At 72.1% G+C, this 10,816-nt stretch carries 5 protein-coding genes; 1 reads left to right on the plus strand and 4 read right to left on the minus strand.

The annotated features are described in order from the left end of the window. Positions 1 to 3,490, plus strand: a 3,490-nt coding sequence (locus tag ACTWQJ_RS36550; RefSeq protein WP_443310757.1) for a multifunctional oxoglutarate decarboxylase/oxoglutarate dehydrogenase thiamine pyrophosphate-binding subunit/dihydrolipoyllysine-residue succinyltransferase subunit, incomplete at its 5' end; no start/stop codon positions are given. Positions 3,491 to 3,552: 62 nt separating this feature from the next. Here ACTWQJ_RS36550 and fxsT read toward each other — a convergent pair. The 4 genes from fxsT to ACTWQJ_RS36570 form a co-directional block, all read right to left on the minus strand. Beyond that, positions 3,553 to 6,516: an FxSxx-COOH system tetratricopeptide repeat protein gene (gene fxsT, locus ACTWQJ_RS36555; protein ID WP_443310758.1), complete on the minus strand. Its 2,964-nt coding sequence runs from the start codon at positions 6,514 to 6,516 to the stop codon at positions 3,553 to 3,555. A gap of 101 nt (positions 6,517 to 6,617) precedes the next feature. Continuing rightward, entirely contained in the window at positions 6,618 to 7,829 is a 1,212-nt protein-coding gene (locus ACTWQJ_RS36560) for an FxsB family cyclophane-forming radical SAM/SPASM peptide maturase (RefSeq protein WP_443310759.1), read from the minus strand. Further along, entirely contained in the window at positions 7,826 to 7,978 is a 153-nt protein-coding gene (locus ACTWQJ_RS36565; protein WP_443310760.1) for a hypothetical protein, read from the minus strand. The genes ACTWQJ_RS36560 and ACTWQJ_RS36565 overlap by 4 nt, the downstream gene beginning before the upstream one ends. After that, positions 7,975 to 10,816 (minus strand): SAV_2336 N-terminal domain-related protein (locus ACTWQJ_RS36570; protein WP_443310761.1); only part of this gene is annotated, 2,842 nt, incomplete at its 5' end. The genes ACTWQJ_RS36570 and ACTWQJ_RS36565, both read right to left, overlap by 4 nt.

The raw sequence follows: 10,816 nt of genomic DNA on the forward strand, positions 1-10,816 counted from the left end.
CGCCCCGGCTGCTCCGACTCCGGCGAAGGCCGCGGCCCCGGCCCCGGCCCCGGCCCCGGCCCCGGCCCCGGCCGCCAAGCCGAAGGCGAAGGCCGAGCCCGCCGCCGCGACGACGGCGCCGGAGGGCCCCGAGCTGATCACGCTGCGCGGCCCCGCCGCGGCCGTCGCGAAGAACATGAACGCCTCCCTGGAGCTGCCCACGGCCACGTCCGTGCGCGCGGTCCCGGTGAAGCTGCTCTTCGACAACCGCATCGTCATCAACAACCACCTCAAGCGGGCCCGGGGCGGGAAGATCTCCTTCACGCACCTGATCGGCTACGCGATGGTGCAGGCCATCAAGGCCATGCCGTCGATGAACTGGTCGTTCGGCGAGAAGGACGGCAAGCCGACCCTGGTCAAGCCGCCGCACATCAACCTCGGCCTCGCCATCGACCTGGTCAAGCCCAACGGCGACCGCCAGCTGGTCGTCGCGGCGATCAAGAAGGCCGAGACGCTGAACTTCTTCGAGTTCTGGCAGGCCTACGAGGACATCGTCCGCCGCGCCCGCGACAACAAGCTGACGATGGACGACTTCACCGGCGTCACGGTCTCCCTGACCAACCCGGGCGGCCTCGGCACCGTGCACTCGGTCCCGCGTCTGATGCCCGGCCAGTCGGTGATCATGGGCGTCGGCTCGATGGACTACCCGGCGGAGTTCCAGGGCACCTCCCAGGACACCCTGAACAAGCTCGGCATCTCCAAGGTCATGACGCTCACGTCGACGTACGACCACCGGGTGATCCAGGGCGCCGCCTCCGGCGAGTTCCTCCGCCAGGTCGCGAACCTGCTCCTCGGCGAGAACGGCTTCTACGACGACATCTTCGAGGCCCTGCGCATCCCCTACGAGCCGGTCCGCTGGCTCAAGGACATCGACGCCAGCCACGACGACGACGTCACCAAGGCCGCCCGTGTCTTCGAGCTGATCCACTCCTACCGGGTCCGCGGCCACGTCATGGCCGACACCGACCCGCTGGAGTACCGCCAGCGCAAGCACCCCGACCTGGACATCGTCGAGCACGGCCTCACCCTGTGGGACCTGGAGCGCGAGTTCGCCGTGGGCGGCTTCGCCGGCAAGTCGATGATGAAGCTGCGCGACATCCTCGGCGTGCTGCGCGACTCGTACTGCCGCACCACCGGCATCGAGTTCATGCACATCCAGGACCCCAAGCAGCGCAAGTGGATCCAGGACCGCGTGGAGCGCCCGCACGCCAAGCCGGAGCGCGAGGAGCAGCTGCGCATCCTGCGCCGGCTGAACGCGGCGGAGGCCTTCGAGACCTTCCTGCAGACGAAGTACGTCGGCCAGAAGCGCTTCTCCCTCGAGGGCGGCGAGTCGGTCATCCCGCTGCTCGACGCGGTCCTGGACAGCGCGGCCGAGTCCCGCCTCGACGAGGTCGTCATCGGCATGGCCCACCGCGGCCGCCTGAACGTCCTGGCCAACATCGTCGGCAAGTCGTACGCCCAGATCTTCCGCGAGTTCGAGGGCAACCTCGACCCGAAGTCGATGCACGGCTCCGGCGACGTGAAGTACCACCTGGGCGCCGAGGGCACCTTCACCGGCCTGGACGGCGAGCAGATCAAGGTCTCGCTGGCCGCGAACCCGTCCCACCTGGAGACGGTCGACCCGGTCATCGAGGGCATCGCCCGCGCCAAGCAGGACATCATCAACAAGGGCGGCACGGACTTCACGGTCCTGCCGGTGGCGATCCACGGCGACGCGGCCTTCGCGGGCCAGGGCGTGGTGGCCGAGACCCTGAACATGTCGCAGCTGCGCGGCTACCGCACCGGCGGCACCGTCCACGTCGTCATCAACAACCAGGTCGGCTTCACCGCCGCTCCGGAGTCGTCCCGCTCGTCGATGTACGCCACCGACGTGGCGCGCATGATCGAGGCCCCGATCTTCCACGTGAACGGCGACGACCCGGAGGCCTGCGTGCGCGTCGCGCGGCTGGCCTTCGAGTTCCGCCAGGCGTTCAACAAGGACGTGGTGATCGACCTCATCTGCTACCGCCGCCGCGGTCACAACGAGTCGGACAACCCGGCCTTCACCCAGCCGCTGATGTACGACCTGATCGACAAGAAGCGCTCGGTGCGCAAGCTGTACACCGAGTCCCTGATCGGTCGCGGCGACATCACCCTGGAAGAGGCCGAGCAGGCGCTGCAGGACTACCAGGGCCAGTTGGAGAAGGTCTTCACGGAGGTCCGTGAGGCGGTCTCGCAGCCGGCCACGGCTCCGGTGTCGGACCCGCAGGCGGAGTTCCCGGTCGCCGTGGGCACCGCGATCTCCACGGAGGTCGTGAAGCGGATCGCCGAGTCCCAGGTCAACATCCCGGACTCCTTCCACGTCCACCCGCGTCTGCTGCCGCAGCTGCAGCGCCGGGCGGCGATGGTCGAGGACGGCACGATCGACTGGGGCATGGGCGAGACCCTCGCGGTCGGCTCCCTCCTCCTGGAGGGCACCCCGGTCCGCCTGTCCGGCCAGGACTCCCAGCGGGGCACCTTCGGCCAGCGCCACGCGGTTCTCATCGACCGCGAGACGGGCGAGGAGCACACCCCGCTCCAGTACCTCGGCGAGGACCAGGCGCGCTACAACGTCTACAACTCCCTCCTGTCCGAGTACGCGGTCATGGGCTTCGAGTACGGCTACTCGCTGGCCCGCCCCGACGCGCTCGTCATGTGGGAGGCGCAGTTCGGCGACTTCGTCAACGGCGCGCAGACGGTGGTCGACGAGTACATCTCGGCTGCCGAGCAGAAGTGGGGCCAGACGAGCGGCGTGACGCTGCTCCTCCCCCACGGCTACGAGGGCCAGGGCCCGGACCACTCCTCGGCCCGTGTCGAGCGCTTCCTCCAGCTCTGCGCCCAGAACAACATGACGGTCGCCATGCCGACCCTCCCGTCGAACTACTTCCACCTCCTGCGGTGGCAGGTGCACAACCCGCACCACAAGCCGCTGGTGGTCTTCACCCCGAAGTCGATGCTGCGCCTCAAGGCCGCCGCCTCGAAGACGGAGGAGTTCACTTCGGGTCAGTTCCGCCCCGTCATCGGCGACTCGGCAGCGGACCCGGCCGCGGTCCGCAAGGTCGTCTTCGTGGCGGGCAAGCTGTACTACGACCTGGAGGCCGAGCGTAAGAAGCGCGGCGCCACGGACACGGCGATCATCCGCATCGAGCGCCTGTACCCGCTGCCGGGTGCCGAGCTCCAGGCGGAGATCGCCAAGTACCCGAACGCCGAGAAGTACCTGTGGGCGCAGGAGGAGCCGGCGAACCAGGGTGCCTGGCCGTTCATCGCCCTCAACCTGATCGACCACCTGGACCTGGCGGTCGGCGCCGACGTCCCGCACGGTGAGCGCCTGCGCCGTATCTCCCGCCCGCACTCGTCGTCGCCGGCGGTGGGTTCCGCCAAGCGGCACCAGGCGGAGCAGGAGCAGCTGGTGCGTGAGGTGTTCGAGGCCTAGGCCTTACGACACCGAGGGCCCCGTCCCGAGTCGCTGTGACTCGGGACCGGGCCCTCGCCGTTTCAGATCGGCTGGGGCTCGAAGTCCCAGTAGGGGCGGTGGCGTTCGAGGATGTAGTGGGTCTGGGGGTGGTCGGGGCCGAGGACCGTGGTGAGCCGGGTGACGGCGTCCCGGTGCAGGGCCTCGGCCTCCTCGGGCTCGCCCAGCTCGGCGAGGTCGAGGGCGAGACCTGCCCGCAGGCTGATGGTGAGGACATGGCTCTCGCCCAGCGCCCGGACGGAGCGTTCGGCGGCGTCGCGGCCGAGCGCGGCCGCGGACTCGGTCTCCCCGGCGGCGGCAAGCGCGGCCACCCCGTTCTTGGCGCAGCCGATCGCCCACGGATGTTCCCGCCCGACCGCCTGCTCCATCTCCTGCATGGTCCGCAGGGACAGCTCCAGCGCGCTGCGGGTCTCTCCCAAGTCCCGCATGACGGTGGCGACGTTGTCCCGCGCCCCGATCGCATAGGGGTGGGCCTCGCCGAGCTGGGCGGCGTACTGCGCGGCGGTGAGCTCGGCGAGTTCCCTGGCCTCCGCGGTCCGCTCCAGGTGGCGCAGCAGCATCGCGTAGTCGCAGGAGACCATCAGGGTCTCCGGGTGCAGGGCGCCGCGCCGGCGCAGCAGCTTCTCCCGGACACCGCGCATCATGACGTGCGCGAACTGCAGGTCCCCGTCCCGACGGGCGCACAGGGCGAGGTTGTGCTCGGCGTGCAGGGTCTGGCTGTGGTTGCGGTCCAGCACCTGGCTGTGGACGCGGGAGTTGTGGCCCTGGATGGCCAGCGCCTCCCGGTACCGGCCGAGCAGTCTCAGCATCCAGGCGCTGCGCAGCGCCGAGTTGAGCGTGGCCGCGTCCTTGCCGCCGAGCAGTTCGACCCGGGCCTCGAAGATCCGGCGGTGCTGCACCAGCGACTCGGCGTAGTGGCCCTGCAGGCCGACGGCGACGGCGAGGTTGCTGCGGATGCTGAGGGTGCGGGGGACGTTCTCGCCGCCGAGTTCCTCCGCGGCGCTCGCGGCGGCCTCCTCGAACAGGGTGCGCGCCTCGGCGTACCGGCCGAGGGCCATCAGTGTCCCGCCGAGTCCGTCCTTGGCGCGGATCAGCTCGATGGGCCGGACCTGCCCGGCGCCGCTCAGCCGCCGTAGGTTCTCCCGGCCCACCTCCTCCGCCTCGGCGTACCGGCCCAGCCGGCGCAGCATGTTGGCGAGTTGGTGGACCGCGACGAGCACGGACCGGTCGGTGTCGCCGAACTTGGGCCGCCAGTTGTCCACGGCGAGCCGGCTCAGCCACCAGCCGTCGTGGTACTCGCCGCGCATCCGCAGGTACTCGACGCAGTTGAGCACCAGGTCACGTACGTCGTCGTCGGCCGACTGCAGGGCGCCGGACGGCTCCAGGTGCGGGATGATCTCGGCGTAGCGCGCCCAGTTGCCGGCCTGGGCGGAGTCGCGCGGGTCGGCGGAGACCAGGACCTTGCGGGCGGCGGCCGAGTAGCGTTCGGCGTCGTCGGGGGCCTGTACGGAGCGGACGTAGCGGTGGAAGAGGCGGTGCATGCGCAGGGTGCCGACGGTCTGGGTGTCCAGGCGACGGGGGCCCTGCTCGTACTCGATGCGCATGGAGGTGATCTCGGAGAGCTTGCGCAGCGCCGTGTTCCAGCTGCTGGGCTCGCTGATCAGCTCGGCCAGTTCGGGCGGCAGGTCGCCGTGCCGGGCCGTCTGCAGCAGTCGTACCGGGACGACGTCGGGTGAGAAGCAGACGAGCAGGTTCAGCAACTGCCAGGCCGGTTCGGACCCTTCGCGCAGGGAGTTGATGAGCTTGGCCCAGGCGACCTCGAACTTCGGGTACTGGCCGGAGGCCATGACGCCGAACCGGTCCGGCCGGCCCTCCCGGATGTCGCGTACGTAGTCGTTCACCGACACCGTCGGGTTCAGATCCAGCCAGGCGGCCATCTGGTCGAGGAGCAGCGGCATGTCCTCCACGGCCTCGGCGAGCCGTTCCGCCTGGTCGTCGGTGAGCCGGGCCGCGCGGCGCCGGAGGAACGCGACGCTCTCCCGGCGTTCGAAGGGCGGTACCTCGATGGTCTCGGCGTGCGCGGCCCACTCGCCGCGATGGGTGGTGACCAGGACGTGCCCACGGCCCTCCGGGACGAGGTCGCGCAGCGGCTCGGGGTCGCCGGCGCCGTCCAGCACGAGCAGCCAGGGGCGTGCGGTGTCGTCGAGTTCACGCCGCACGGCCTTGATGGTGGCCGCCAGGTCCCCGGCGTCCGTCAGGCCCATCTCGGGTGCGAGCTCGGCGAACTGCTGGCGGGCGGTGACGCGCTGGGCGGCGCTGATCCACCAGACGATGTCGTACTCCCCCGCGAACCGGTGCACGTACTCCGCGGCCAGCTGGGTCTTGCCGAAGCCGCCCGGGCCGCGCAGGGCCACGGTGGCCCCGTCCCGGCGGGCGGCGGACAGCGTCGCGTACACCTGCTCCAGCAGCTCGGTGCGTCCGATGAACCGGCGGTTGCGGCGCGGCACCCGGCGCCACACCTCCGGCGGGTCGTCCGGGAAGCGGGGGCCGCGGCGCAGGTCGATCAGGGCGCCGGGGGCCGGTACTCCCGCGCATTCCAGGACGCGGCTGCGGGCCACCTCGGGCCTGAGGCCGCGCAGTTCGACGGGGGCCAGCGCGATGGTGGCCTCGGGCATCGGCTGGGCCGTGACGCTGACGGCGGCGATCCGGTCCCGGTACTCCGGCAGCGTCTGGCGCAGTACGCCGGCCCAGGCGTCGAACCGGCTGCGTTCCAGGCGCTCGTACCAGTCGTCTATGACGAGCAGTATCCGGCCCGGGGCGCTCATCAGGTCGCCGAGGGCCTGCACGGTGGGCGGGCGTCGCAGCGGGTTCCAGCGCACCAGTGTCGTGCGGCGTCCCGCGGCCCGGATCTGGTGGTCGATCCACTTCGCCCAGGATTCGCTCTGCCCGGCGAAGACCACCGTGACGTGTCCGAGCTGCGCCGTCATCCTGCAGTCCCCTCACTGAACCTGTCACGACTGTGCACAGGTTAGTCAATTGTGCGTCAAAACGGCTTCATGGGTGCCCAGTTGGGCGATGTGCACCGGCATCACGTTCCGTCCTGCGTGGTTTCCCGCGCCGTCCGGTCGAGCCGGCCGGCGATGTGCCGGACGAGTCGCTCCAGGTCGGCGCAGTAGACGCTGGGGTGCCGGAAGCCGGTGCCGGGCGCGTACCGGTGCACGTAGTTGCCGCCACCGCACACCCGGCCGACCGGACAGTCCAGGCACTCCGGGGCCAGCGCCCGCTCTCCGACCTGCCGGGCCGCGATCCCGGGATGGCGCAGGGCCCGGTCGAAGGAGTGCCGGAAGACGTCGAGGCCGGTCTCGGCGGCGCCCGCGTAGGCCGACCTGAGCGAGTCGACCTGCTCGATGCCGCCGTCCGTCTCCACGACGACCGCGGCCATCGGGGAGAGTCCGACGGCCTCGGCACTGCTGGGGGCGCCCAGCAGCAGGGCGGCAATCTCCTGGAAGAGCCGCACGCGGGTGCGCAGCCGTCCCGCGTCCCACCAGGCGTCGAAGACGGCGGCGAGCCAGTCGCCGTACGGGGCGGGGGCGGGACGGTGCCGGCCCGGGCACCGGGACGGGAGTCCCGGGGGCGGGTGGGCCCAGTTGGCGTGCGGGAGCAGAAAGTCCACACCGGGCGGGTCCAGGTCGAGCAGGGACCGGTAGACGTCGTGCGGATCGGTGGCCGGGTCGATGGTGCAGAGGATGCCGGCGTACGTCTCCGGGCGGGCGGCGAGCCGCCGGGCGGCCGCCCGGGCAGCGGGCCAGGCCGGGCGGCCGGCGTGGTCGACGCGGCGGGCGTTGTGCGCGGCCCGTCCCCCGTCGAGGCTGAGGCCGACCCGGACACCGGCCCCGGCCAGCCGGTCCAGCGCGGCGGCCGTGAGTCGGGTGCCGTTGGTCTGGACGGTGGCGGTGACCCGGCAGTCGGCGGGGACGGCCTCCCGTACCGCGCGCACGTAGGCGAGGACTGGCTCGGGGCCGGTGAGGAGGGGTTCACCGCCGTGGAGTTCGACGCGGATGCGGTCGAGGCCGTGTTTCCGGACGTGCTCGGCGATCCGGGCGGCGGTGCGGCGCATCGTCGGCTCCGGCGTACGGGCCGGACGCTCGCGCCAGCCGTCGTCCCGGCCCCGGTAGACGTAGCAGTACGAGCAGTCGAGGTTGCAGCGGCCGTGCACCTTCAGCACGAACTGGCGGAAGGGCGTCGGGCGGTGCGCCGCCGGGTCCAGGACGGCGTGCGGCCACTGGGGGTGTGTGGTCATGGGGCGTCTTCGTAGTGGGCGACGACGGTGGACTCCCCGTCCCGGGTGCGCAGTTCGGCGAGGATCGCCGCGAGAACCGGGTGGTCGGTCCGGTCCGGCCTGGGGATGTCGGGGAGGGGTGTGCGGATGTCCTCCGGGCGTGCGGTCACTCGGGGGCCGCTTCGGGGTCCGGGCGGGTGGTGGGAGTGCGGGCCTGCCCGGACCTCAAGGTGCGGAGCTGCTCCCGCAGCCGCTCCCGGCTCAGCACCGCCGTCGCGAACAACTCGTCCATGCCTTCCTCCCGCGCCAGCTCGACGGCCTGCCCGTAGCACTCGATCGCCCGGTGCAGATGCGTGAGCGTGGCCGTCCTGGAGTAGAGGGACGTGAGCATGGCACCGCGGGTGGTCCAGCAGCGTACGAGAAACTCGGGCTGCTCTGCGCAACGGATGGCCTCGCCCAACAGCCACTCGGCCTCGTACAGGTCGGACAGCACCTCCTGGAGCTCGTACCGCCTGAAGTGCGCGAGGCTCAGGTTCATCCAGCGCACCGGGATGTCCGGATGGGCCATGGGGGTCTCCTGCAGGGCGGCGCGCAGCACGACGACGGCCCGGCTCGCGGTGTCGGGGATGTCCTGGAGCCGGGCCTTCTCGAGCAGGGCGGCACCGAAGGCGGCCAGCACGTCCGGCCGGTCGGGATGGTCCTCGCCCAGCAGCCGTTCGGCCTGCGTCCACGCTTCGATGGCGGAGTCCAACTGGACTTCGTTGCGGGCGTGCCGGTAACCGCTCCAGGACATGCGCGCGATCAGCAGGAGGCATTCGAGCCGTAGGGCTTCGTCATCACCCGCGGCGGCCAGCGCCTCTGCCAACGCGTCCACCAGCGGGGCACCCGCGTCAGAGCCGCTCACCGACGCGGCGAGCTCGATGGCCGACGCCACCGCCAGCCAGGCCCGGCAGCGCTCCGCGTCCGAAAGGGCCGGTTCGCCCGCGAGCGCGGCCAGGAAGTCGTCCCTGGCCTGCCGTACCGACTCCACCGCTCGCTCGGGCATGGGCGGGACCGTTCCGGCGTAGTGCCGTGCCAGGTCGAGCCACAACCCTCCCCGGACGAGCAGGGCGTGTTCCCGGTCCGGGTACGAGAGCCGGATGTCGGCCGCCGAGACGGCCCGTTGCAGATGCGCCGGATACCAGTGCCCGGGATCCACCGCCCGGTAGGGACCCGCCCCGGCGTGCTCCACTCCCGCCTCCGCGATCGCCCGCCGCACGTGCATCAGTGTTTCGGAGGCGACCCGCATCCGGTTCATCGCGTCGGAATCGTTCTCCGGATCCCGCATCGCCAGATCGAGGTCCCGGTCCGCCAGATACAGCAGCACCGCCAGGGCAGCGGCCTCCTTGCCGGACGCCGTCCTCCTCGTCCAGTCCCGCAAACCGTCGGGAATCCCCTCGAAGTCAAGCCCCCGACTGCTCAGCTCACCGGCCAGCACCCAGCACACCAGGCCCCGCACCAGCCGCCCACGGGCACCGACCTCCTCCGGCTCACCCACCGCCTCCCAGGCGTCGCGGAGGTCCTCCCCCACCCCCTTCACCCGCCACCGCATCAGCAGCGCGTCGGCCAGCTCCACGGACGCCGACTCCCGCTCGGCACCCGTCCGTGACACCTCCACCGCCTGCTGCAAGTACCGCACCGCAGCGTCGAGTTCGCGGGTCAGCCCCTCCCCCTCGAACCGCCCGATCGCCTCGCGCCCCTTGCCGACCAGCTCCTGAGCGCTCAGCTCGGGGAGTACCGCCGCGACCGGGATCCGCGCGCCGATCTCCCGCAGCACATCCGCCGACACCTCGGCGAACGCCCGCAGCCCGGCCGGCTCCTCCGTGCCCGGGCCGGCCGGCGGCGACGCGTCGGCCGCCCCCGGATCCACCGCCCCGCGCAGGAACGCCGCCGCCAGCGCCGGGAAGTTGCGCACACTGCGGCCGAACTTCCGCTCCACGTACGCCGAGCAGTGTTTGAACAGCAGCTCGACGTCCTCCACGGCCAGCCGGGTGCGCAGCTCGCCCGCCACGCCCGGCAGGAACACGTACCGCACGGCCCGCGGGTCGTCCGGGTCCTCCCGGCGCCTGAGCAGCCCGCTGAGCAGCACCTCGGACAGCGCCTCGGGCCCGCTCCCGGCGAGCATGGCATGCTGCACGAGCTGCATCACCGGCAGGTACAGCGGCACCGCGGACAGATACACCGCGAGCCGGCGCGCCTCCGGGGAGGCGGAACGCCAGAAGGCCCGCACCCGTTCGGTACCGCTGAGGTCTTCCTGGGCCCGCACCCGCGCGCGGGAGGGGGCGTGGTCGGCGCGTACCCAGCCGGCCGCGGTGGCCAACGAGCCTCCCGTGGCGCCCGACACCAGCCGCGCCCAGCCCTCCACCGAGCCGCGGCGCAGCGCCAGCACCGGCACGGGCAGCGCCTGCCGTTCGACGGGCCCCTTGTCCGGCAGGAACGCCAGCGTTCCGGCGGGCCCTTCGCGCCGCCGCAGCAGTCCGCGCCGGGCCGGCAGATGGGTGCGCAGCCACATGCGCTGCGGCAGCGGCTGGACGACGGCCACGGGCGCCGTCGCGGCCCAGCCGTGCAGCAGCCGCTGGATACGGCCGCTGCGCCACATGGGGCCCGCGCAGTCGCTGAGGACGAGCGTCAGCCGGCGTCCGGTCGGGTCGCTGAGCTGTCCGGGTGCGTGCAGCGGGCCGGTGTGCTCCGGCGTGGCGGCGTAGCCGGGCCGCCCGTGGGCGTCCTCGTGCAGGTACTGCACCTGCACCTCGCGGAAGGCGCCGGCGCGCTCGCAGACCTGGCGCAGCTCGTCGAGGGCCTGCTGCCACACCACGGTCGACGTGGAGACGTCCATCAGGAGCAGCAGGCGTGCCTCGCGGCGCCGCTCGGTGCGCAGAACGGGCAGGACGAGCCCGGATTCGGCGGCCTGTTCGGCGGTGGCCCGCTCGTCGAGGGTGCGCGGCACGGGGCGTACGGGTGCGCGGTAC

This window comes from Streptomyces sp. KR55 (genome assembly GCF_052245645.1).
GTDB classification, from domain to species: Bacteria; Actinomycetota; Actinomycetes; order Streptomycetales; family Streptomycetaceae; genus Streptomyces; species Streptomyces flavusporus.